At 59.1% G+C, this 23,854-nt stretch carries 21 protein-coding genes; 9 read left to right on the forward strand and 12 right to left on the reverse strand.

Annotation, left to right across the window (positions count from 1 at the left end; all coding sequences use genetic code 11):
• Window positions 1-187: 187 nt before the first annotated feature.
• Together panB and panC are read right to left on the reverse strand one after the other, a co-directional pair.
• Window positions 188-1,012, reverse strand: coding sequence for a 3-methyl-2-oxobutanoate hydroxymethyltransferase (gene panB / locus RBB47_RS04990; protein ID WP_305984647.1), 825 nt, complete (start codon window positions 1,010-1,012; stop codon window positions 188-190).
• Window positions 1,013-1,029: 17 nt separating this feature from the next.
• Window positions 1,030-1,881, reverse strand: coding sequence for a pantoate--beta-alanine ligase (panC, locus tag RBB47_RS04995; protein ID WP_305984648.1), 852 nt, complete (start codon window positions 1,879-1,881; stop codon window positions 1,030-1,032).
• Between the two features lie 533 nt (window positions 1,882-2,414).
• Between panC and RBB47_RS05000 the strand changes: the two genes are divergently transcribed.
• Both RBB47_RS05000 and RBB47_RS05005 read left to right on the forward strand, forming a co-directional pair.
• Window positions 2,415-3,365, forward strand: a complete 951-nt coding sequence (locus tag RBB47_RS05000; protein WP_305984649.1) for a TAXI family TRAP transporter solute-binding subunit — start codon at window positions 2,415-2,417, stop codon at window positions 3,363-3,365.
• Window positions 3,366-3,452: 87 nt separating this feature from the next.
• On the forward strand, window positions 3,453-5,579 hold the full coding sequence (locus RBB47_RS05005; protein WP_305984650.1) for a TRAP transporter permease: 2,127 nt from the start codon (window positions 3,453-3,455) through the stop codon (window positions 5,577-5,579).
• 99 nt (window positions 5,580-5,678) lie between these two features.
• Here the strand turns inward: RBB47_RS05005 and RBB47_RS05010 are convergent, their stop codons facing one another.
• Window positions 5,679-6,413 (reverse strand): helix-turn-helix domain-containing protein, encoded by a 735-nt coding sequence (locus tag RBB47_RS05010; RefSeq protein ID WP_305984651.1) that lies wholly within the window; start codon window positions 6,411-6,413, stop codon window positions 5,679-5,681.
• Between the two features lie 165 nt (window positions 6,414-6,578).
• On the opposite strand from RBB47_RS05010, the gene RBB47_RS05015 reads away from it, so the two are divergent.
• The 3 genes from RBB47_RS05015 to RBB47_RS05025 all read left to right on the forward strand — a co-directional run bounded on the left by RBB47_RS05015 (window position 6,579) and on the right by RBB47_RS05025 (window position 9,571).
• Window positions 6,579-7,967: an FAD-binding oxidoreductase gene (locus RBB47_RS05015; protein WP_305984652.1), complete on the forward strand. Its 1,389-nt coding sequence runs from the start codon at window positions 6,579-6,581 to the stop codon at window positions 7,965-7,967.
• Window positions 7,968-8,011: 44 nt separating this feature from the next.
• Window positions 8,012-8,677: a hypothetical protein gene (locus RBB47_RS05020; RefSeq protein ID WP_305984653.1), complete on the forward strand. Its 666-nt coding sequence runs from the start codon at window positions 8,012-8,014 to the stop codon at window positions 8,675-8,677.
• 492 nt (window positions 8,678-9,169) lie between these two features.
• Complete coding sequence (locus RBB47_RS05025) at window positions 9,170-9,571, forward strand: RidA family protein (RefSeq protein ID WP_305984654.1); 402 nt, start codon at window positions 9,170-9,172, stop codon at window positions 9,569-9,571.
• A gap of 69 nt (window positions 9,572-9,640) precedes the next feature.
• On the opposite strand, the gene RBB47_RS05030 is transcribed toward RBB47_RS05025, so the two are convergent.
• From RBB47_RS05030 to RBB47_RS05045, 4 genes are all read right to left on the reverse strand, one after another.
• Entirely contained in the window at window positions 9,641-11,257 is a 1,617-nt protein-coding gene (locus tag RBB47_RS05030; protein WP_305984655.1) for a thiamine pyrophosphate-binding protein, read from the reverse strand.
• Entirely contained in the window at window positions 11,254-12,534 is a 1,281-nt protein-coding gene (locus RBB47_RS05035) for a CaiB/BaiF CoA-transferase family protein (protein ID WP_305984656.1), read from the reverse strand. The genes RBB47_RS05030 and RBB47_RS05035 overlap by 4 nt, the downstream gene beginning before the upstream one ends.
• A 354-nt stretch (window positions 12,535-12,888) precedes the next feature.
• The gene (locus tag RBB47_RS05040; RefSeq protein WP_305984657.1) at window positions 12,889-13,740 is read right to left on the reverse strand and encodes a PHB depolymerase family esterase; all 852 of its coding nucleotides are present in this window, start codon (window positions 13,738-13,740) and stop codon (window positions 12,889-12,891) included.
• 130 nt (window positions 13,741-13,870) lie between these two features.
• Window positions 13,871-14,656, reverse strand: coding sequence for an ion transporter (locus RBB47_RS05045; protein ID WP_305984658.1), 786 nt, complete (start codon window positions 14,654-14,656; stop codon window positions 13,871-13,873).
• A gap of 201 nt (window positions 14,657-14,857) precedes the next feature.
• On the opposite strand from RBB47_RS05045, the gene RBB47_RS05050 reads away from it, so the two are divergent.
• On the forward strand, window positions 14,858-15,619 hold the full coding sequence (locus RBB47_RS05050; RefSeq protein WP_305984659.1) for an SDR family oxidoreductase: 762 nt from the start codon (window positions 14,858-14,860) through the stop codon (window positions 15,617-15,619).
• Between the two features lie 282 nt (window positions 15,620-15,901).
• Here RBB47_RS05050 and RBB47_RS05055 read toward each other — a convergent pair whose 3' ends face one another.
• Together RBB47_RS05055 and RBB47_RS05060 are read right to left on the reverse strand one after the other, a co-directional pair.
• Window positions 15,902-16,381, reverse strand: a complete 480-nt coding sequence (locus tag RBB47_RS05055) for a DUF302 domain-containing protein (protein WP_305984660.1) — start codon at window positions 16,379-16,381, stop codon at window positions 15,902-15,904.
• A gap of 96 nt (window positions 16,382-16,477) precedes the next feature.
• Complete coding sequence (locus RBB47_RS05060; RefSeq protein ID WP_305984661.1) at window positions 16,478-17,629, reverse strand: YeeE/YedE family protein; 1,152 nt, start codon at window positions 17,627-17,629, stop codon at window positions 16,478-16,480.
• Between the two features lie 271 nt (window positions 17,630-17,900).
• Here RBB47_RS05060 and RBB47_RS05065 point away from each other — a divergent pair, with 271 nt between their 5' ends.
• The 3 genes from RBB47_RS05065 (at window position 17,901) to RBB47_RS05075 (ending at window position 21,634) form a co-directional block, all read left to right on the forward strand.
• Complete coding sequence (locus RBB47_RS05065) at window positions 17,901-19,286, forward strand: tetratricopeptide repeat protein (RefSeq protein WP_305984663.1); 1,386 nt, start codon at window positions 17,901-17,903, stop codon at window positions 19,284-19,286.
• 107 nt (window positions 19,287-19,393) lie between these two features.
• Window positions 19,394-20,626, forward strand: a complete 1,233-nt coding sequence (locus tag RBB47_RS05070) for an OpgC family protein (protein WP_371932742.1) — start codon at window positions 19,394-19,396, stop codon at window positions 20,624-20,626.
• 111 nt (window positions 20,627-20,737) lie between these two features.
• Window positions 20,738-21,634 (forward strand): DMT family transporter, encoded by an 897-nt coding sequence (locus RBB47_RS05075; protein WP_305984664.1) that lies wholly within the window; start codon window positions 20,738-20,740, stop codon window positions 21,632-21,634.
• A gap of 406 nt (window positions 21,635-22,040) precedes the next feature.
• Here the strand turns inward: RBB47_RS05075 and RBB47_RS05080 are convergent, their stop codons facing one another.
• From RBB47_RS05080 to RBB47_RS05090, 3 genes are all read right to left on the reverse strand, one after another.
• Complete coding sequence (locus tag RBB47_RS05080; RefSeq protein ID WP_305984665.1) at window positions 22,041-22,325, reverse strand: DUF1150 domain-containing protein; 285 nt, start codon at window positions 22,323-22,325, stop codon at window positions 22,041-22,043.
• Window positions 22,326-22,360: 35 nt separating this feature from the next.
• Window positions 22,361-22,789 carry an Hsp20 family protein gene (locus tag RBB47_RS05085; RefSeq protein WP_305984666.1) on the reverse strand — a complete coding sequence of 143 codons (429 nt, stop codon included), beginning with the start codon at window positions 22,787-22,789 and terminating at the stop codon, window positions 22,361-22,363.
• A 160-nt stretch (window positions 22,790-22,949) separates the two neighbouring features.
• Window positions 22,950-23,810: a LysR family transcriptional regulator gene (locus RBB47_RS05090; protein WP_305984667.1), complete on the reverse strand. Its 861-nt coding sequence runs from the start codon at window positions 23,808-23,810 to the stop codon at window positions 22,950-22,952.
• Between the last annotated feature and the right edge of the window lie 44 nt (window positions 23,811-23,854).

Raw genomic sequence — 23,854 nt, forward strand, 5'->3', positions numbered from 1 at the left:
CCCTAGCCTCAAACTCAACTCATCGATCGGATGGGGTCGCGGCATGGGTCCCATGGTCGAGCCATGGGACGACCCGAGATATAGGGGATGCTGTTTTTGCGTATTTCCCGGACCACGGCAGGTCAAACCGGAATGAAAATTCTCGAAACCAAGAGTGCCATACCGGCGGGACAGGCATCGGCCGCGCTCACTTTTCCTGGCGCAACTGATAAACCTGTTCCTCGGCAGGGAATTTCCGTTCCTTCACGTCGTCAGCATAAGACTTGACTGCCGCTTCGATCTGGCCACCGAGATCGCCGTAGACCTTTACGAATTTCGGCGGTGTCGGATTGAGACCGAGCATGTCCTCCAGAACCAGGATCTGTCCGTCGCAGTCCGCGGACGCGCCGATGCCGATGGTCGGGATCGGGATTTCCCTGGTGATCTGTGCAGCAAGTGGCTCGACCATGCCTTCAAGAACGACGGCGAAGGCACCGGCCTCGGTCACGGCGGTCGCATCTTCGAAATGCTGGTCCCAGTCGTCCTGATGCCGCCCCTGCGTCTTGAAGCCCCCCATGACGTGGACCGACTGCGGTGTCAGGCCGATATGTGCCATGACCGGGATGCCGCGTTCGGTCAGAAAGCGGATGGTGTCGGCCATCCGCACACCACCTTCAAGCTTGACGGCGCCGCATTGGGTTTCCTTCATGACCCGGGCAGCATTGCGGAAGGCTTCGGAAGCGCTTTCCTCATAGGTTCCGAAGGGCATATCGACAACAACAAGTGCCCGTTTCGTGCCCCGGACAACGGCCTTTCCATGCATGATCATCAGATCAAGAGAAACACCGACCGTCGACTCCATGCCATGCATGACCATGCCGAGACTGTCGCCGACCAAAATGAAATCGGCGAACTTGTCGACGATGGCTGCCGTATGCGCGTGATAGGAGGTCAGCGAGACGATCGGATCGCCGCCCTTGCGCTTGGCGATTTGCGGTGCTGTCAAACGGCGGACAGGTTTTTGAACGCTCATGGCGAGTTCCTTTCAGCTCAGGTGCCCGGCGCGACGACGCGCTGATCGATTAGAAGAACGGTGCCAAAGCGGACCGCAAGCAGCACAACGGCGGGGCGGTTCAGTTCACCCGATACTTCGTCCAAGGTTTGTGCATCTCGTATGTCGATGCTTTTGACTTCGGCGGACGGGGCCCCGGCAAGCGCGGACCTCACGTCGGCTTCAATTTCAGCAATCGGAGATCCCGCTTTGGCAAGGTCTTCGGCTCTGTTAAGCGCCTGGTTCAGGACAACAGCCTCTGACCGATGTTTCTCTGTCAGGCGAACATTGCGCGAAGACATCGCCAAACCATCGTCTTCGCGCACGATCGGATGCCCCAAAATCTCCAGCGGCATGTCGAGATCGCGTACCATTTGCCGGATCAGAATGAGTTGCTGGTAGTCCTTCTCACCGAAAACGGCGATATCAGGCATTACGATGTTGAACAGCTTGGTGACCACTGTCGAGACACCCCGGAAGTGCCCGGGGCGCAAAGCACCCTGCAATATACCGGACAAGCCCGGCACCTCGACATAAGTGTCGCCGCCCGCCCCGTACATTTCGTCCACGCCCGGAAGAAAAACAGCGTCAACGCCTTCGGCGATCAGGAGTTCCAGATCCCGTGTTTCGTCCCGCGGATAGCTCTCCAGGTCTTCATTCGGACCAAACTGGGTTGGATTGACAAAAATGCTTGCAACAACATGGTCCGCTTTACCAAGCGCCAAGCGAACCAGCTCAAGATGCCCCTCATGCAGGTATCCCATGGTGGGAACAAGGCCAACCGTTTCACCTGCCCGCTTCCAATTCCGCACGGTTTCCCGCATTTCCGCCTTTGTCCGGCAGATTATCATTCTTCATCCTCCCAGGCCTTCGGTTCCCGCCGATGCCCTGCTTATTTCGCAGGTGCAACATAAGCGGACGAAAGGCAGAGGTCCAGTAACCAAAGAAGGGAGCGCAGACCGCCCGTAGGCTGCGTGCAGAAAAGAACGACCTGCCGGCGGTTTGAACCAAGTCTGTTCTTCATGAAAACTGAAACGGATGTTTGACTTGCACGCGCAAATTCAAGCGCTCTTTGAAAAGCACTCTCGGCTGCTCAATATCTCCGTGTCGCGCTCTCGTAATCCAGCCTCACAGCCGCACGCGATTGCTTTGACGTATAAAAAAAGCAAGTCCTGTCTAAAATGTTATCGCACTGGATATTGATTATTGGAATTTCTGCTCAATGTGATCCTCCAAAGACTCCAAGCATCGCTGGACATGCAACTGGGACTCTTTGAACGAACAAGATGTAGGTCGTCTTGATCTGAGGAGGAATTCGATGGTTTCAAATGGCGTGACAGGTTTATTGAGCCTTTTTTCAAAACGAGTGCCGGCGACACTGGCCGTGGTACTCACCGCGAGTTTTCTCGCCCCGGCTGCACTGGCGCAAGATCGCAGTGACTGGCCGACCAGCTTTTCCGTAGGCACTGCAAGCCAGGGCGGAACCTATTTCGTCTATGGGTCGGGCTGGACCAATATGGTTGCCGACGCGCTTGGCATTCCAGGCGGCGCTGAAGTAACGGCCGGACCGGTCCAGAACGCGGCGCTGGTGCAAACCGGCGATCTCGATTTCGGCATGGTCACAATGGGTCCCGCCTTTGATGCCATCAATGGTGAAAGTGCGCTCGCCCCTGGTCTGAAGCACGATAACATCCGGGCGATATTCCCGATGTACAAGACCGCGTTCCATGTGATGACGCTGAAAAGCTCCGGCATCGACAGCCTTGATGCGATACCTGACGGCGCGACAGTGGGCTTCGGCCCGGTTGGCGGCACGCCCGGCACCTACTGGCCCCGTTTCTTTGAAACGCTCGGCAAGAATGTCGACGCCCAACATGGTGGTGCAGCCGACCTGGCCGGTCAGCTGCAGGACGGCTTGATCGACGTCTATACCTGGGCGGCAGGCATTCCTTTCCCGGCTTTCTCGCAGGTAGAAGCCCAGGCGGATGTGAACTTTTTCGGCATGACCGAAGAGCAGGCGAAAAAGATCGCCGAGGACCATCCGGTTTCACTCTTCACCATCCCGGCGGACACCTATCCGTCCCAAGGGGAAGACCATGCAAGCGTTTCCATGTGGAACTTCGCGATTGCCCGCGCCGACCTGCCGGATGATTTCGTTTACGCAGTGGTCGACACCGTGATGAGCAACAATCCGAAGATGCTCGACATTCACAAGGCTGCCATCGAAACGCTTCCTGAAAACTACGACAAGAACGCGTTCATTCCTTGGCATCCAGGCGCTGTGCGCTGGTTCAAGGAAAACGGATTCGAAATCGACCCAGCCCTGGGCGGCTGATTTCCGCTATCCTTTCGCTGATTGGAAAACGCCCGAGCCGCTATCGCGGCTCGGGCTCAGTGCGCGAACCTTTGAGACCCTGCCGCCATGTCAGACCCCTCCGAGCCCATCTCCGCCAGCGTCGATCGTGACGCGCATACCGGCCTTGAAGGCTGGCAAGGAAAAGTGTTCGGCCTTCTGTGTGTGCTTTACGCCGCCTGGCACCTCTACAGCCTGAACATTGCACCGCTTGAAACTTGGCTCTTTCGCATTCTCCACATCTTAGGTGCGCTCGTCCTGGGGTTCGCTCTGACGGGTGTGCTGCTTGTGGGCAACGACAAGCGCTGGCGCAACGACAGGCTGGAGTGGATCATCGCGGTTCTCGCCGGACTACCTGTTCTCTACGCACTCGCCCTCACCGCCTATGGCCTAAGCCAGTATTGGAGCAGCGGCACGGTTCAAAATCCCGACACGACTTTTGCGTATTTCGGGATCGCGCTCGGCTCCGGAACAATGCTTGCCATTTTCGCTGGCTGGTTTTTGCGCGGCAAGGATGGGTCGGTTTCACCGATCGACTGGGTGCTCATGCTCGCCAGCATTGCGTCGACCGGCTTCATCGCGCTCAGCCTGGATGCGCTCAATCTTAGACTTCGGGCAGGCACGCCGTTCGCCGATCCGCAAAATGCCTGGGCGGCCTTCGTTGCCATGGCACTCATGCTCGAACTCACGCGGCGTGTCGCCGGCATGGCGCTCGTCGTCATCGCGACCGTATTTGTCACCTACTCCTTTCTCGGCCCCTGGCTTCCCGGCTTTCTGGAACACCGTGGCTACGATGCAAAGCGCTTCTTCAGTTACGTCTTCACGGACAACGGCATTCTCGGCCCGACGACGGCGGTGTCGTCGACCTACATCATCCTCTTCATTATTTTCGCGGCCTTCCTGCAAAGCTCCAAGGTCGGCGACTATTTCGTGAACCTCGCCTTTGCCACGGCAGGCCGTGCGCGCGGGGGCCCCGCCAAGGTCGCGGTGTTTGCATCAGGTCTGATGGGCATGATCAACGGCACCTCTGCGGGCAACGTTGTGTCGACAGGCTCGCTGACGATCCCGCTGATGAAACGTGTCGGCTACCGGCCGCAATCGGCCGGTGCGATTGAAGCCGCCGCGTCGACCGGCGGCCAGATCATGCCGCCTATCATGGGTGCCGGTGCGTTCATCATGGCCGAGATCACAGGCATTCCCTACACCGAGCTCGTGATCGCCGCGCTCATTCCAGCCGTGCTTTATTTCGTGTCGATTTACTTCATGGTCGATTTCGAGGCGCGCCGGCTCGGCATGCGCGGCATGACAAATGAAGAGGTGCCGAAGTTCCGGAACCTGGCGAAGCAGGCCTTCCTGTTCCTGCCGATCATCATTCTCGTGGGCTCTTTGTTTCTCGGTTATTCGGTGATCCGCGCCGGAACGCTCGCGATTGCATCCGCCGCTGTCGTGAGCTGGCTGACACCTTTCAAGATGGGTCCGCGCGAGATCATCGAGGCGCTGCGCAATGCCTCGCAAATGTCGATCCAGATCATTTCGGTCTGTGCGACCGCAGGCATCATCGTCGGCGTGATCTCACTGACCGGCGTTGGTGCGCGGTTTTCATCCCTTCTTTTCGAACTGGCCGAAACAAGCAAGCTGCTTGCACTCATTTTCGCGATGATCATCTCGATCATTCTGGGCATGGGAATGCCGACCACAGCGGCCTACGCGGTCGCCGCTTCGGTCGTGGCCCCCGGCTTGATTGAACTTGGCATCGAGCCGTTGATCGCACATTTCTTCGTCTTCTATTTCGCGGTCGTCTCGGCGATCACACCGCCGGTGGCGCTCGCCGCCTATGCGGGCGCAGCGATTGCCGGAGCCGAACCGATGCGCACCTCCGTGACCGCATTCCGTGTCGGCCTTGCCGCTTTCATTGTTCCTTACATGTTCTTCTATAGCCCCGGCCTTCTGATGGAGGCGGGCTGGCTCGAGATCATCCGCAACGCCATAACCGCAATCATTGGTGTCTACTTCCTGTCAGGCGCTGTGCAGGGTTACCTGATGGGTCCGCTTGGACCCATCTGGCGCGTTCTGTTGCTTGGAGCAGCGCTCTGCATGATTTCGGGAGACTGGCGGACCGACGTGATCGGCGTTCTTCTGGGAGCGGGTCTCTGGCTGAAGTCGCGGCGCGAGACGCCGCTTTCGTCCGCAGCCTGACTGCATTAGGGAACGGATTGCAGCGCGGGTCTCACCGGGTCCGGTGGCGGTTCAAAACGCATTCAGACACGCGCCGCAGAAACCCTGACAAGAGCTTCGTTAGCCCGCCTGCGCGACCTGCGCCTTTCCGCCCAGATCCGCCTCGGCACCCGTTTGTCTGGGGAAGCGCGCGAGCGCGCTGAGCATCAGCCAGTCCGGAAGGGCGCGACGATACTTTTCCTGGCCGACCACGGTGATGTGCCCGTTGGCGATTTCGCTGCGCAGATCACGCAGGCCACGCCAGGCTTCGACGAACCGCCTTATATCCGACGAGATCGACAGATCCTCTTCAAAGCCCGGATATTTCAGGCACATGTCGACCTCACCGTCCTCCACCACCAGCCAGAAACGGCTGAAGCCCTTGTGGGTACCGGAAAACGCAAACTCCATCACGATCCGCTTCTCGGGCATTGCATCCACGTTCAGCCTTGTGTGCATGCTCCAAGCGAGGAAGGCGGGGTCGAGATCTTCCGTTTCCATGTCCCGGGACCACTTCTGGCCCCAGACCGCCAGGTTCATGATGATCGGATCGAGATCCCGCCCGGCATCGGTGAGTTCGTAGGCAAAACCGCGGCCGTTATCGAGCGCACGGCGCGTGATCAGCCCTGCGTGTTCCAGGCTCGACAGGCGCTGGCTCAACAGCGTTGCGGAGATCTTGGGCACACCCCGGTGAATTTCGTTGAAACGCGTGCAGCCATCAATCACCCGGCTGATGACAAGCAGGGTCCAACGTTCGCAAAGGACTTCTGCAGCCAAGGCAAGCGGGCAGTACTGTCCATAACCCTTATACGGCATCCGGCACTCCTCACGTCTGGCATCATTTCTCAAAAAGAGTACGGCGGGGCCTGAAGCCGGACAACTCCAGAATCTGGAGTTACTGCATATTCATGAGTTTTTCGCGTCCGCAATTCCCGGCACGCTGCTGCCAAGATCAACGGAAAGCGGACACTGGACGACGGTATGGAAGACCTTCTCATTTCCCGATTGGCGGAACGTCTCGGCTCGCTTGCCGTCTTTCCCGGCGATGCCGGTTACGACCAGCGCAGGCAGGTTTGGAACGCGTCAATCGACCGGTTCCCCGCCGTTATCGTGCGTGCCGGAGATCACGACGATATCCGCCACGCTGTCACGACCGCCGCTGCGTGCGGCCTCAAGGTCTGCATCAAAGGCGGCGGCCACAACATCGCCGGGTCGGCCGTTGCCGACGGTGCGTTGATGATCGACATGTCGGACCTGAAAGACATCGAAATCGATGCCGAACACTTGATTGCCCGCGTTGGCGGTGGCGCAACCTGGGCCGAATTCGATGCTGCCGCACAGGCCCATGGTCTGGCCGCGCCGGGTGGCGTCGTCTCCTCGACCGGTGTCGCGGGGTTGACCCTTGGCGGCGGTTTCGGATGGCTGGCGCGGCTACACGGTCTTGCGATCGACAATCTTCTTTCAGCGGAAATCGTGCTGGCGGACGGTACGGTCGCGGTCTGCTCGCAGGATGAACACCCGGATCTTTTCTGGGCGCTTCGCGGTGGCAGCGGCAATTTCGGTATCGTGACCGAATTCACATTCAGGCTGCATCCGGTCGGGCCACAGGTTCTCTTCGGCCCGACCTTCTTTGCGCTGAAAGACGCGCGAGAGGTTTTGACCGCTTACGCGGAACACGCTCCCTTGCTGCCGCGAAAGGCCTGCGTTTGGGCGAACCTGATGACCGCGCCGCCTGTGCCAGTTCTGCCCAAGAGCGTTCACGGGACCAAGATCCTGACGCTAATGCAGTTTCATGCAGGCACCGTGGGGGAAGCGCAAGCTGACCTGCGATCTCTCTACGCCGGTTCGGAACCGCTCGGAAGTGCACTTACGCCCAGGCCCTATACGGAGGCGCAGGGCTTTCTCGATGCCGCCTATGACTTCGGCGCGCGCAACTACTGGCGTGCGCACAACCATCACACCCTGTCACCCCCCTTGATCGATCTGCTCGTGGATCTGGCCCACGGTCTCCCGAGCCCGGAATCGGAACTGCTGATCTGCCTCCTTGGCGGTGCCGTCGCCGACGTTAGCGACGATGCCACCGCATTCCCGCATCGTCAGATCCCGTTCATGACGACGCCGGGTGTGCGCTGGCACAATAAGCAAGACGACGCCCGGATGATCGGCTGGCTGAAGCACGTTTCGGAACAGATTGCGGTACATGCGGTACCCGGATCCTATGTCAATTTCATCGCCGAGACCGAAGGCAACGCGCCGCGCGCCTATGGCGGCAATCTCGCCCGTCTTGCCGCGATCAAGCGCAAGTACGACCCGGCCAACCTTTTCAGATTCAACCAGAATATTGCGCCAGACGCCCTTTCCACCGGCTAGCGCACTCTTTCCCGCTGAAGACCCACGCTTGAAAGGACCAGACGATGTTGACTTATTCCAGATTGATCCGGCAGGCCTTCCTCTCCACAGCCGGCTTTGCCGTCCTTGCAACAGGAGCCCACGCGACCGAAGCGGTGATGATCTCGCGAACGGTGGAACACATGGCGACGGCCGAGCAACCGGCAAAACCGATCAAGAGCTCGGAAGCCCGGCTGTCGCGAACGGCCAGCGGGGCAACAATGACCCTGCGGACGTCCGAACTCGTTCCCGGCCATGTCACGACGGCGTGGTGGGTGATCATGACACGGCCGGAGAACTGCTCGGCAACGCCCTGCACCGCAGAGGACGTCATCGGCAGAGCCGCAGAGGTCGGCACGCAGATCGTTTACGCCGACGGGGTCGTCAACAGCCCCGACGGGCGTGCACACTTTGCCGCATACCTTCCCGCCGGCAGCGTTTCCGGTGGTTGGTACGACCAGCGGTTCGACAGGCCGGAGACGAGCGAGATCCATCTGGTGCTCAACGATCATGGTGCGCTGCTGCCGGACATCGCCGCCTCGATGCTCACGAGTTATCGCGGCGGTTGCCGGGACGACAGCCTGCCGCCCCCATTCCCCGACACGGCGAAGGCCGACGGAACGGCCGGCCCCAACGCCTGCCGCTTGATCCAGGACGCCATTTTCACGGCACCGGTGTCCAAGGCGAAATAGTCGGCTTTTTCATAGAAAGGCGTTTTCAAGATGTTGAGGGCGTTTATCACGACTGCCGCAATTTGGGGGTTCCTGTCGAGCGCCGCGGTTGCGGTTCCCGTTGCCGCGGGTGATACGATCCGGGGAAGCTAAGCCTTTGCAACATTCGGCGCCCAAGAAATTGAACCGAACTCGCTTCTCCTGAGGCTCTCCCCGGTCGACCTGTTCGGAGGCGGCGATGCGGTCGGTGTCCGTATTCTGGATTTCAGTCTGACGCCGTTACTCTTCACCCAGGCCGACGCCCTTACTACAGCGCAAGATGCGACAGTCGGCCTCTAGACAGAGCGGCCGGAGGAACCGGTTCAGGACGGTCTGAATAACCGGGCGCGGCCAAGCTCCCTGCCGCCGCGCACGTCAACAGTGGCAGGTAACAGAATCGTATCGCGCAAGGGGTGGCCAATACCGGGCACTCGGCTAAAGTGAAGGCCTACCGTGTCTTGTGAAGAGGGTCTCATGTCCGATCGTATCAACCCCGAAACACTCTACAACAGCGTCCAGTGGGGTTTCTCCCACGCAGCCGTTTCGGAGCCGGGCAGGCTCCTGCATCTTGCCGGCCAGGTCGCCTGGGACAAGGACTGCCAGCTTGTTGGCGGCGATGACCTGAACGCACAAGCCAGGCAGTGCCTTGCCAATCTCAAGGCGGTTCTTGCCGATCTGGGTCTTGGCCCGGAGCACCTGATCCGCCTCAGAACCTATGTCGTCAACCACTCTCCGGAGAAGCTCGAACCTGTCGGCATGGCTCTTGGTGAATTCTGGGGCGATGTCACCCCGGCTCCCAACACCTGGCTCGGCGTCCAGGCGCTCGCCCTTCCCGAATTCCTAGTCGAGATCGAAGCCACGGCGGTGATGCCGTAGCGGCCACAAAGACAAGCGAGCGTTCTGTTCGTCTCTCGCATCTGTGTCGAGACTGTTCAGACACGCAGCCTAAAACGACCCATCATAGGCGCGGCGCGGGATCCGGCAGGCCAGCATCGTGAAGCCGTCTCGTGCCAGCGCGTCGGCGGTTTCGCGCCTGAGATCGGCCTCCGTTTCAATCCAGACGCCGTGACCGCCATAGGCGCGGGCAACGGCGGGAAAGTCGGTTTCGCCGAAATCGACACCCACATTCGGACGCTGGCTGCCGCGCTGTTTCAGCTCGATCAGTGCCAGACTTGTGTCGACGAGGACGCAGATGATGACCGGGATTTTCAGATCACGAAGAGTCGAGAGTTCGCCCAGGCACATTTCCAGCCCGGCGTCGCCGACAAAGGCGATGACCGGCGACTTGCCCTCAACCAGCCGGTGTCCCATGGCCAGCGGCACCGCGCAGCCCATGGTGCACAGGGCTGACGACTGCAGCATCTGGCGCGGCATCGGACAGCGCCAGATCTGGCTGACCAGAATCCTGTGGGCTCCGCTGTCGGCGGTTGCGACCGTGTCGGCCGGCATGACATCGCGCAGGGTGTGAAAAACGGTTCCCGGCCCCCAACCGCTTTCTTCCGGGGCGAAGGCCGCATTGAGATCTTTCCGAACCGCCTCCGGCTCCCCCTCCCGCCATGAGACCTGTTCCGGGTTTCGCGCATTGCCTAGAATTTCCAGGACTGGCGTCACAGCGCTCCGCAGAGTTGCTGTCACGCTGTGCATGCCGTGCGTTCTCAAGACCGGCGTAATATCAATGACCGAGGCATCATTCTGCCACGGGTTGCGCCAGTTGATGCGCATTTCAATCGGGTCGTAGCCGAGCAGCAGGATACAGTCGCTTTGATTGATCAACGGCAGAAGATGCCCGTCGGCCTTAGGCGACAGTCCTGCGCCGCCAAGTGCAAGAGGGTTGTTCTCGTCAAGAAGCCCCTTGCCCTTGTAGCTCGTTACCAGCGGGATATTGAATTTTTTGCAGAACTCACTGATCGCCTCGGAAGCACCTTCATTGACAGCATCAACACCGGCAATCGCAATCGGCCGCTCCGCCCTTGCAAAGAGCTCAATGGCCGTATCAAGGTCAGCTCCCTTTGCCGGCGCGCTTGCGACAGGTGCCGCTCGAAACGTGTTTGTCCAGGCTTCAGACGTTTCGGTCTCCGCAACCTTGATCGGGACATCGATGTGAACCGGTCCCTGCTGGCCGTCGAGAGCGATTGCGAGCGCCTTTTCCATAATGACATCGAGTGCTCCAAGACGCGCGGAGAAGCTGGCCTTGACGATCGGGCGCAGCAATTGCTGATGATCGAAGACCTGGTGTGTGTAGCTTTCTGCCTCTCCCTGGTCGACGCAACCGGTCAAGAAGATCAGCGGGACCTGGTCCTGCCAGGCGTTGGCAACGACATTCACTGCATTCGCCGCGCCCGGCCCGATCGTCGCAAGAAGGACACCGGGCGCACCGTCCGCATGCCAGCCGCCTTCGGCCATGAAGCCACCAGCGTTTTCGTGTTTGACCAGCACGAAGTTCATGCCTGCCTGGTCCAGCGACTGCATCAGCGCCAGAACCTCGCCTCCGGGAATGCCGAAAGCATGGCGGCAGCCAGCAGCAAAAAGCTTGCCAGCGATAATGTCTGCACCGGTTGTCATTTTCTTGATTGTTCCTTGCTGTTCGACATCGTTCCGAGATCCAGAACGCCCTTGTCGGAGAGGTCCGTCAACGCCTCGTCAGTCAACCCGAGATGACGTTTCAATATATCGGCGGTGTCAGCCCCGAGCATCGGCGGTGCCTTGTCGTAACTGACGGGTGTCTTTTCCAGATTGATGGGTGAGCCGATCAGGTCAACCGATCCGCTCAGTGGATGCGGCATCGTGATCCGCATCCCGCGTTCCAGTACCTGTGGATCGGAGAAAACCTGACCGAGGTCGTTCACCGGACCGCAAGGGACGCCCGCCTCTTCCAGACCCGCAATCCATTCGTCGGCGCTTCGTTCGATCGTCAGGCGCCGGATCAGCGGGATGAGTTTTTTGCGATTACGCACACGGTCGGCATTCTTGGCAAATAGCGGGTCATCGGCCAGTTCGGGAGCGCCCGCAATCTCGCAGAATTTCCGGAACTGGGTGTCGTTGCCGACTGCAATGATGAAGGACTGGTCGCTCGCCGGGAAGGTCTCGTAGGGAACGATGGTCGGATGGCCGTTGCCGAGCCGCCCGGGCACGTCGCCGGACACCAGGTAGCCGGCGCCCTGGTTGATCAGCCAGGACACTTGCGCATCCAGCAGTGAGATGTCGATATGCTGGCCTTCACCGGTCGCATGGCGGTGATTGAGTGCAGCAAGAATTGAAACGGCCGCGTACATGCCGCACATCACATCGGCGATACCGACACCACATTTGGTTTCCGTGCCACCCTCGTCGTCCGGGAACCCCGTCAGCGACATGATCCCGCCCATGCCCTGGATCAGAAAATCATAGCCGGCGCGGTGGGCATAAGGTCCGGTCTGGCCGAAACCGGAAATCGAGCAGTAGATCAAACCCGGATTGACTGCCTTGAGCGTGTCGTAGTCGAGACCACGGCGCTTCAGGTCTCCAACCTTGAAGTTCTCAAGCAGAATGTCGGCTTTTGCCGCGAGATCGGAGATCAGTTTCTGGCCCTCTACGCTCGCCAGATCGACGGCGACAGAGGATTTGTTGCGGTTGGAAGAAAGATAATATGCGCTCTCGGCGGTTTCGTTGCCGTCGGCATCTTTCAGAAAAGGTGGGCCCCAGCCGCGCGTGTCATCGCCACGGCCCGGCCTTTCGATCTTGATCACTTCAGCGCCGAGATCACCAAGCACTTGCGAGCATGTCGGTCCAGCCAGAATGCGCGATAAATCGAGGACAACGAGGCCTGACAAGGCACCGGGTTTGTTGGAAGACTGGGGCACGCAACACCTGCTGACTGACGTTTCACCGGGACAAGGACATATAGGCCCTTGCCCGTCAACTCCAGCCCCAGCGCTTGCACAACACCTTGCCTCACATTCCTGTCAGGCTGAGGTGAAGGGTCAGAAGCCGCGCTCGTTCGTTCGGCAGGTTATACCCCCACCCCTAACCCCTCCCCACAAGGGGGAGGGGAATTGAGCCCGTGCCGTTGCTTTAAGCTTGGTTCAAAAAGCCTCCGATCGCCAAAGGCGCGGCGAAAAAATGAGGCCTGGTTCCCCTCCCCCTTGTGGGGAGGGGTTAGGGGTGGGGGTCCACAAACGTCAAAGGCAAAACGAAAAGAGCAGTTCCGGCGCCAATCAGGTTTTCCGGTCCCAGCCCTTTATCTCTCCAAGCTCGGTCCAGGCGCGCTTGATCCACTTGGCCTCAATGCTGTGGCCGCCGTCGTGAAGGCAGAGTTCAAACAGCCCGCCTTCCGGTGCCCAGCGTTCGCACTCCAGATTGCCGTCGGTCAGTTTCTCCGGCTGGGCATCGGCAAGGTCGTTCTGCCGCCGCCAGACGTCGAAGCTTTCGAAAACGTCACCCTGCTTCCACTTACCGCCACCAAGCCATCGGCCTGCAAGAGGCACTACGGTGTCGCTGGTTCCGTGGACATGGAAAAGATAAGGGTTCTCCGCCGGGCAATTATCCGGGAGCGGCTCCCAGAATGCGCCGGCGATCGGGGCATAGCCGGAGAACTTGCCAGAATCCTCGCAGGCGACGTACCAGGTCATGAAGCCACCCGATGAGAAACCGGAAAGCATCGTCTTGTCCCGGTCCACATTGAACCGGTCCTCAAGGTCGGACAGGACGGTGTCGAAAAAGACCGGTTCATCCCGCAGGTTTCTCGGCGCTGTCGGAAACGACCAGGTGCCGTTGACGCCCTGAACGGCAACGAATGCGACACCCAGATCATCCGCCATCTGCTGGAAGCCCGTGTTGCGGATGGCGTTGACGGCCTTGCCGCGATGACCATGGAGATAGAAGATCGCGCCGAGAGGTGCGCTTTCGTCGCGATTTTCCGGCAGATGAATGTAATATTCGCCATTGTCGAGAACGCACGGGGTTTCGTCACCGCACGTGTTCTGATCATCCGCCGACACGGGACCTGCCGCCAGCACGGTTGCCAGAACGGCCGCACTCGCGGCGAATGGGAACTTGTAAGCTGTCAAGACCGGCTCCTATCGAACACGTTCGCCTTCTCCTTGCGGAGAAACAGACAAAAGAGAATGGTTTTCGAAGGCGATTTGTCCAGCGCAATGTCATCACAAGTCGGCGAGATCAGATAACCGCGGCGATGGTCTAATCCCACGCGCCTTCTGTCGGGATGTTCAACATGCGCCCGCAGTGTTTGCAGTGGATCGCGTCGGTGTCGTGCCGGTTCAGACCACAATCCGGACAAGCGACCTGCGCCTTGGAAGGGCGGAAGATCGTCTGCACTAGGCGCAAGAACAACGCGACACCGAAAATCATGATGAGCACGGTCATCAACCGGCCGACGCTGTCGGTCATGGTGATGTCCCCGAAACCGGTCGTGGTCAGCGTCGTCACGGTGAAATAGAGCGCATCGAGGTAGTTGTTGATGTTCTCGTTGCGGTCGTCTTCGACAACGAAGACGATGGCGGTGACGACAAAAATGAACACGACCAGATTGACGGCGGACTGAAGAATGTCCTCGTTCCGCCGGAACCAGCTCGAGGCGTCGCGCAGCTCCTTCAGGAGATGATAGGACCTGAGAAGCCTGAGCATTCTGACAACACGAAGGAAGGCAAAGTTTTCAAAGAAGGCGGGAATGACCAGCGAGACGATCACGACCACATCGGCAATCGAGGTAAAGCTGAAAATGTAGCGCGCCGGGGTCGCGGACGCGATCAGCCGCGCAAGGTAGTCCAGCATCAGAACGCCGGCGATGGCATAGTCGAGCGTGTGAAAGTGGCGTTCCGGATCAATGACGGACGACACGATGAAATACCCGATGGTGATCAGATCAAAGCCGAGCAGAACGAACCTGAAAACCCGCGCTCTGGTGGAATGACCGAAATAAAGCTGGCGCAGGAAAGTCTGTAGCGCCGGTTTTTCTGCCGCCATCAATCGTGCCCCGCCATGGTTTCGGTCTCCAGATCAGATCGTCAGGAGAAGGTAGCGACCCACAAACCCAGCTTTCAAGCATTCGTGCAGATTTTGCACGAAGTTGCTGCGAACGAGCTGTTTATTCCCCAGCCTTCTGACACTAAGTTGGCGCCGAGTTCAACAGGGACTGCACAGGTCCCCCATAGTCGAGGACGGTATATGTTTGATTTGTCTGGACAAGCAGCCCTGGTAACCGGCGCCAGCCGTGGTATCGGCGAGGCAGCGGCCAGAAGCCTGGCGAAATATGGTGCCAAAGTGGTGCTGGCAGCCCGCTCCGGCGAGCATGTCGACCGGATTGCTTCGGAAATAAATGACGCCGGCGGAGAAGCGGTCGCAATCACTTGCGATGTTGCCGATTACGCCGATGTCGAAAAAGCGATCCGGCACTGTATCGAGAGCTTCGGGGCAATCGATATCCTCGTCAACAATGCCGGGGTCATCGAACCCATCAGCCGGATCGAAAGCTCAGACCCGGAAGACTGGGGCAAGGTTATCGACGTCAACGTCAAGGGCGTCTATCACGGCCTGCGTGCGGCTGCGCCCCACATGATCGAAAATGGTGCAGGGACGGTCATCAACATCAGTTCCGGTGCCGCTACCGGTGCCCTTGAGGGCTGGAGCCATTATTGTTCGTCCAAGGCGGCCGCCCTGTCCCTCACCCGTTGCGGCGAAAAGGAATTCGGCGACAAGGGTGTGCGCGTCATCGGCCTCAGCCCTGGTACGGTCGCAACTCAAATGCAGGTCGACATCAAGGCATCCGGGATTAATCCAGTCAGCCAGCTGGATCCGTCCGTGCATATTCCTGCCGAGTGGGTCGGTGAAGCAATCTGCTGGCTCAGCACGGATGCCGGCGACACATATCGCGGTATCGACTGCTCCTTGCGCGATGAGGACGTGCGCAAGGCTGTGGGACTGATCTGACAGCTTTCAGAATCAAAAGAGGGCCGCACAGGGCGGCCCTCCCATGAGATCGACGTAGACCCAAGGTCCGGATCAGATCCCAGTGAAACCGTTCAATACCAGAGGCTGCTCCAGCACCGTTCCATTCCACCCAGACACCCGGGCCACGTTCCGATACTCACTAGACATGGGCATACCTCCTTTCCGTTGTTAACGACGCGATCAGTGTGGCGCTCGAAATCTTGCATCACAAGCCAAATCGCACATCATGCCTAACGCGTGCACAACAAAGAAAGCGGCGTGTTACTGTGATGCAACAGCCTTGTCGGCGATGGTCTGGAAGACTGCGTCCAGTTCGTTGGCCAGTTCCGCAAGGGCATCGCCTCCCTCTTCCATGTAAGGTGCAAACACGAACCCCGGTGTCTTCCAGGAGAGTGTGGCCGTGCCGTCACTGTTTTCGGTGACGTAGAACCTGATCGGCGCTTCGATCCCGGCCGCAACTGAAGCTTCCAGCATTCTGATCGCATAGTCATTGCGATAGACACCCATGACGCGGTTGCCAGGGATCGTAAGTCCGCGGCCTTTCGCACCGGCGGACGCACTTGCCTGGGTGACCAGCAGCATCTTTTCCGCCTTGATTGCCGCTTTCAGGTCATCGACGAGGGTCTGGTACTGCTTGGATGTCGGGACCACCTGCCAGCCCTCCCGGTCGGTGATGCTGTCCGACAGGGCAGGACCGGCTGCAACTGAAACCAGAAAAATGAGCGAAAGCAGAAAACGCATGTGCTTGTCCCCCGTGATCAAGCCGTGGAAATGTCGAGACCCTAACCTGTGTGAGGTCACGGCGCGCTCACAAACGGGTGTTCGTTTTGCAGCTGTTCAACCCATCCCGAGGCGCAGTCTGATACGCGTTCCGAGAAGACTGCCCAGAAATCCGAAGAGCAGCCACAACCAGCCATGCAGCGATCCGGAAACCAGTCCTCCGAGGTAAGCTCCAATGTTACAGCCATAGGCAAGACGTGCGCCATATCCCATGAGCAAACCGCCGGCAATTGCCGTCAGCAGGTCACGCCGGCTCAGGCGCCAGACCGGTGCAAAGCGGCCCGCGAGTGCAGCGGCGATCATGGCGCCCAAAATGACGCCGAAATCCATGACCGAGGTCGTGTCCCTCAGAACTGACGCTTCCAGCGCGCCGCCCTGCCACGTCCAATAGGGCCAAGTGTCGACCGGAATTCCGACTGCGTGAAAGATCTTCCCGCCCCAGAGCGCGAAAGCCGAGGTAATGCCCCAGGGGCGGCCGACGACAATGAAGGTCGCAATGCCGACAAGCGCCAGCATGACCGCACCGAGCATGGGAGACCAGGGACCGGTCAGGAAGGACTCTGTCGGGCGCGACGCGGCAAGCTCACCATGTGCGCGTCGTTCGATCCGGATCGTTGCAAGGGCAAACGCCCCCAACACCAGTGCGGTAACAAGAAAGGCACCATGCGGTCCGAATTCGCGGATTAAAGAGACCGGCGGCAGTTTCGGCAGTTGCCCCCACAGATGCAGGTGCGCGGTTGCGAGCACGGATCCGAGGACAAAGGCCGCCAGTGTGATCATCATCCGGGTCGAGCCGCCACCGGCGGTAAAGAGCGTCCCGGACCCGCAGCCACCGCCAAGCTGCATACCGGCTCCGAACATGAAAGCGCCAATTGCAGCGGCGATGCCGAACGGAAAGACGAAACCGCCGGTCGGCCATCCGAGCTGAGCCCCCCAGGCAATCAAGGGAAAGGACACGGCGCTGGTCAGGAGGATCAGGACAAACTGCGCCCGCAGTCCGGCGCCCCGTTTTTCGGTCACGATCCGGCGCCATGCAGCTGTGAAACCGAAGCTCGCATGGTAGAGCGACAATCCGGCGACACCGCCGATGAGAACTGCGACAGCCTGTCGCGGTCCGGCCTCGCTATAGGCGCCAAGAGCGATCAGTGCCAGCAGGCCCGCCGCCACGGCGATGACCGGACCTTGCGACTTTGCGATGGAAACCGCCATTTAATCCATGTCCCTATCCGGTCCATGACCTCTTCGTTAAGGGTCCGGAAGCTGCTGAAAGATTGAGCATTATCCTCGCATCAACCCCCGTTCGATCACAATTCACGTGTCGTTTTTCGCACTACACATTACCAACACCTTTTTGTGTTTTGCAGTTCATGAGAAGGCTGCGGATTTTTAGCGGTGAGTATTCATTCGGCTGTCTGCCGCCGTTTGCATTTGCAAGAGCGATGCACGGCTGTGGTCAGCATGGGAAACGAAAAGGCCAGACATGCGTCTAAGTGATCAATTCGGGTACGATCTCACTCTTACCGACAAGGGTGCCCTCGAGGCATGGAATGCGACCGTCCTGGCTTTTTTGGCACACGGAAAAACAACGCCCCAGCATCTTGAAGCCTGCCTGAGCCTCAGTCCCGATTTCGCCCTCGGTCACGCGACGCGCGGATTGTTCTGCCTGCTGCTCGGCCGCAAGGAGCTCGTTGCCACGGCGCGCGAGTGCTGCGCAGTTGCCAAGGAGTCCGCGCAGAACACGCCGGTCACCGAACGCGAAACGGCGGTCATCAACGCTCTTGACGCCTGGCTCAAGGGATTTCCGACGCGGTCCGCTGATTTACTGGATGCAGAGCTTGTCAAAGTGCCGCAAGACGGACTGATCATGAAGCTGGTGCATGCCATCCGCTTTGTGCTTGGCGATGCCCCCGGGATGCGTCAATCCATCGAACGTGTTTTCTCCGCCTACGAAGAGTCCCATCCCACTTACGGTTATCTCCTCGGCTGCCGTGCCTTTGCGCTTGAAGAAACCGGTGATTACCGTCTTGCCGAGGCGTCCGGCCGCAGAGGACTGGAATTTGCCCGCGACGATGCCTGGGGCCTTCATGCGGTTGCCCATGTCCACGACATGACCGGCCGATCCGAGGAAGGCGCAGGCTGGCTCGAGAACCACCCGGACGGCTGGGCTCACTGCAACAACTTCGGCTATCACGTGTGGTGGCACCTTGCGCTGATGTATCTGGATCAGGGTCAGGGCGACAAGGCTCTTGCGCTGTACGATGCCGACATCCGCAAGGACAAGACGGACGATTACCGCGACATTTCGAACGCCGCGTCGCTGCTGGTCAGGCTCGAGCTTGAAGGTGTTGACGTCGGTGCGCGCTGGGAGGAAATCGCCCAGCTTTCCGACAAGCGCGCTGAAGACGGATGCAACGTATTTGCCGATCTCCATTACCTGCTGGCGTTGCTGAACGGCGGGCGCCGCATGGGAGCGGACAGGCTGCTCACCGGCCTGAAGGAACGCGCCCAGCACGAAACGGATATCGGCCGGATTTCGGCAGAAGCCGGCCTGCCAACCGGGCTTGGACTGGAGCAATACCGGAAAGGCAACTATGCGTCCGCCTTTTCCCTGCTGACCTCTGCCCGCGACAACCTTTATTCGATCGGCGGCTCCCACGCCCAGCGCGACGTCTTCGAACGGATTACGATCGATGCTGCCCTGAGAGCGGGCTTTTCGACGGAAGCCGAAACCATTATCAAGAGCCGCACCAACAAGCGTGGTGCGCTTGACCGCTTTGCCGAACAGCGCCTTGAAATCTGCGGCAAGATGCAACGTGCCGAGCAGGTGATGGAAGACGAGAAATTGCGTGCGGCCAACTCCGTGTGACCTTCCCCGGCACGGATTGACCGAACTACCCTGGATCTGACGTGAACGCACATACTCAAACGAAACGCCCACGCGACCCGCGTTTGGATTTTTTCCGCGGGATCGGCATGTTCATTATTTTCATCGCCCACGTGCCCTGGAACTGGTGGACGCTCTGGATCCCTGCGCGTTTCGGATTTTCCGACGCGACGGAGATGTTCGTCTTCTGCTCGGGAATGGCGTCTGCGCTTGCCTTCGGCAAAACCTTCGATGTTTACGGCTGGGGCATTGGAACCGCGCGCATCGTGCAGCGTATGTGGCAGGTTTACTGGGCCTTCATCGGGCAGTTTCTGATCATTGCCGTTGGTCTGGTGATGCTCCACAACAGCGGCTTTTTGAACGACTGCTGCGGTCTGACCCAGGACTACGTCAACTCGCTCAACCTCTGGCATCTTTTCAACAAGACCGAAATCGCGCTTCCCGGCCTGATGACGATGACCTGGGTTCCCAACTACTTCGACATTCTGCCGATGTATGTGGTGATCCTTGCCCTGATGCCGGCAATCATGCTCGTTGCGCGCTACTCGGTACCGGGAGCCTTTGCACTTTCTATCGGCCTCTGGCTCGCTTCGCAATTCGGTCTGCTCGACCTGAGGGCCGAGCCCTGGCTGAATTCGGAAGGCGAACACCGCAAATGGTTCTTCAATCCGTTCGCATGGCAACTGCTGTTCTTCACCGGGTTTGCGTTCATGCGCGGTTGGATACCCGCGCCGCCGGTTAACCGGAAGCTGATCCTGCTTGCGATCGCCATCATCCTGGTCTCGATCCCGTTCGCCTACTTCCGCGTATATGGCGCCAATCATCTCGATCTGGTCTGGGCGCGGGAAGTCCGCGAGGCCATCAGACCGCTCTGGGTCAAGACCGAGTTCGGCATCCTGCGCTACATCCACTTCCTGGCGCTTGCCTATGTGGCCTGGGTCGCAGCCGGTGAACACGGCAAATATCTGCTTGGACACGGCGCCCTCTGGGGCGGGTTCGTTCGCGTCGTCCAGAAGGTCGGCCAGCAATCTCTTGCCGTCTTCATGGCAAGCCTCGTGGTTGCCCAAACGGTGGCAATCCTGAGAGACATGGCTTGGGCACGCGGCGAATGGTGGGCTCAAATTTTCACCAATTTCGGCGGTTTCCTTGCGCTGATCGCAGTTGCCTACGTGGTGTCCTGGTACAAGAGCCAACCCTGGCGGAAACCCCCTTCGGTGTCCGGCCCAACCGCAGGCAACGCGCCTGCCAATCCTTCGAAGGAAGGCAGCGCGCAGACCACCGAGCGCAGTGCCTCAGACCCGAAGGCGCCGGTCCTGACCTAGCTGCATGTCAAACTGGTCAGGCACGATCCGGCTGCCGAGATTGCGCTAAAAGCATAACAGGAATACGGTTTGCCTGAATGGCTCTTGGCGTGAATAGGAGTGCGCCGCTTGTTGTCCCGGCGCACCGGCATCTTCCTTATCATTCTTGGTGCGCTGGTCATCTCGCCGGTCGGCGCCATTATCGCCGACCTGGATCATGTCAGTCCGGCAGAGATCCTATTTCTCAGGTGTGTGGGTGTCGCAGCCTTCTTCTTCCTGATTATCACCGGCACGTCCAACATAGGGGCCATTCGTGCCATACGGCTCTCCGGACTGTCCGGAATCGTCGCAGCCGGATCAATGGCAGCGGCACTTGCCTGTTCCATCTTTGCTTTCCAGCATACCTCTGTTGCAAGAACGCTTTTGCTTTTTGCGCTCGCCCCCCTGTTGGCAGCCGTTCTTGCAAGATTTTTCCTCAAGGAGCGGCTTGCAAAGGCAACGCTGGTCGCCCTTGCCATTTCGCTTGTCGGGCTCGTGCTGATCGTCCTTGGCGGAAGCGAATTTGACGGCGGGCGCAGCCCGTTATCCATTGCAGGCGATTTCGCCGCATTGTGCGGATCGTTTTTCTACGCGTCCTTCGCCGTTGCCCTTCGTGCCGGAAAACTTGTCGACATGCGGCCAGCCATGCTCGTGACCGGCGTCATTGGCGCTGCCTTTGGATCGATCCTGTTTGTGTGGGGAGGTGAGCAGATCAGCTCCAGCGTTGCCGATGCCGGGCTCGTCATCGCGATCGGCTTCGCCCTCACCGGCGGCGCGTTCCTCCTGTTCACTATTGGATCGAAATCCGTGTCCTCGGCTGAATTCACGATGATTTCGCTCTCCGAAATCCTGTTCGGTTCGATCTGGGCCTGGGCATTCCTGGGTCAGGGCATTTCAAGTTTGACCCTGGCCGGCGGTGTTCTCTTCATCACCGCCCTCCTGGTCGATGTGCGCTTTGCCGGAAGCGAAAAGCCGGACCCTGCGCGCTAGGGCACGGACCCATAAATGAAGCCGATTTGGCGGCATAAATGGCGAAATCACGCAAGGAAGCGTGTGACGAGCGGGCTTTATGCCCGGTCAAGCGCGTTGACGCTGCGAGGTGAAGCCATTTTGCCGTCCTTCGGATTTGGCCGTTTTGGCCATCTGCTTCGTCGCGAAAGGCTTGAAAATGAACCACATTTCCTGCGCTTTCGCTCCTTGCCGCTGGTCAAAACGATCCAAACCAAATTGACTTCATTTATGAGTCCGTACCCTAGAGTCCGGTCCCTTGGGTCATTTGTCACCTGACGAGCGCCTAGAAGTGTGCTGAAAATACTGTCGCTGCCGCGAATGACCTGCCCAACAAAAAACACCGGCCGATTGGCCGGTGTCTTTTCGAATTGTACGCGCGGGCCGCTTAGTGAAGCGACGCCATTTCCAGCTCAGCTTCAAAGGCATTGGCGACGGCGGCTTCGCGGCTGTCCGCGAGCAGGATCGGCGTACCATCCGCATTTTGAAGTGCGTAGAGCGTGACGTTGTCGTGCAGGGGCGGGACGTCCGGGAACATTTCCTGAAGATCAACCGCCTTGATCGGCTTGATATAGGCGACATCGCCCGTGCCAAGTTCGGTCAATTCATCTGCCGACATGAATTCGGACAAAATAGATTGGTCTGCCCAGTCCGGGCTCTTGGGATCGTGCATCAGTCTTTCTCCATTATTGTTTTGCCAACGAGGGTCTATTCGCCGCTGGAGATTTCTATTTTTCTTATAACACGTTCCGGTTCCGGACGTGCCAGGTCGATGGACAATAGCCCATCTTTGAGGTCAGCTCCAAGGATCTCGATGCCTTCGGCCAGGACAAACGCACGCTGGAACTGCCTGGCGGCGATGCCGCGATGCAGATATTCCCGCGATTTGTCGTCGATCTGCCTGCCGCGGATCACCAGTTGGCTTTCCTCCACCGAAACGTCGAGCTGATCGCGCGTGAAGCCTGCGACTGCCAGAGTAATTCGGATGACATCGCCCTGACCTTCCACTTTCGGAAGTCTCTCGATGTTGTAGGGCGGATAGCCGTCATTGGCGGCCTTGGAAACACGATCGAGCACACGCTCTATATCGTCGAACCCGAGCATAAACGGGCTGGAAAACGCTGACATGCGTGACATCCTCAAAGTCCTTGTCGAAGCGACCTTGCACCCGGACCCTTCAAAAGGCATCCGAGCTGGAACCCAAAGGGCCCATTCCTGATTAAATATGGAGCCTAGTTAATATTGATTCAAGGAGGCCCCGGATTTCCGGGATATAGGCATCTGTTTTCGAGGTCATCTAAAATTCGGTTCGCAACATCGGGTCCTTCTTCAGCAGTTTTGCCAAGGCTCCCAATGCCTGACGAACCGCCGGTTCGTGGCGTTCATCCTGGTGCATCACCAACCACCTTTCCGTTTGAAGGTTTTCGATCGGGTCCGAGAGCCGCTGAAGATCCTTGTAAGCCTCTCCGACAAACATTGGCAGCAGCATGCGTGCGGCGCCTTGCCGGACAAGCGCAAGGGCAAGCGTCGCCCTGTTTACGGTGATGGAGACATCGTCACCGTGGTTTTCGCGGATCCAGTTGCCGCTTGGGAAATGCGCTTCGTCCTCAACGAGACCGACCCAGCCTAGGTCTTTGTCTTTTCTGGTTCTTTTCGATTGATAAACGGCGAACCTGACCGTGCCGATTTTGCGCCCAGCGAGCCATTCCTGCTTCGGGCGCCGGCTCCTGATGCCGATGTCGATCTGCCGCCGCGCAACATCCCGGTTGTGCGGATCGGCCAGGAATTCGGGTACCCAGGTGTCCTCCGGCGACCAGAATTCCGAAATGTTGTCCATGAGCAGGCGCGCGGTCCAGTCGCCGGCGGAAATGCGTACGCGCCGACGGGTCCGGCCGCTCTCGCGCCATTTTGAAATGGACCTGGCAACCTCGTCCATGCCTTCCAGCTGAAGCACGAGTTCGCGTCCGGCTGCCGTCAACTGATACCCGCGCGCCTCGCGCTCTACCAACCTGACATTCAGATCCCGCTCAAGGGCGGAAACACGTCTGCCGAGTGTTGCGGCGCTGACGCCGGTCGCCTCGGCGGCCCCTGCAAGACCGCCCGCCTTGGCGACGGCCAAAAAGAGGCGTAGATCCTCCCAATCCATAGTTTGTTTCATTTTTGAAATCTCGATTTCACATTGAAAACATGCAGATAACCCTA

It is taken from the genome of Roseibium sp. MMSF_3544 (assembly GCF_030732845.1).
Classification (GTDB): Bacteria; Pseudomonadota; Alphaproteobacteria; order Rhizobiales; family Stappiaceae; genus Roseibium.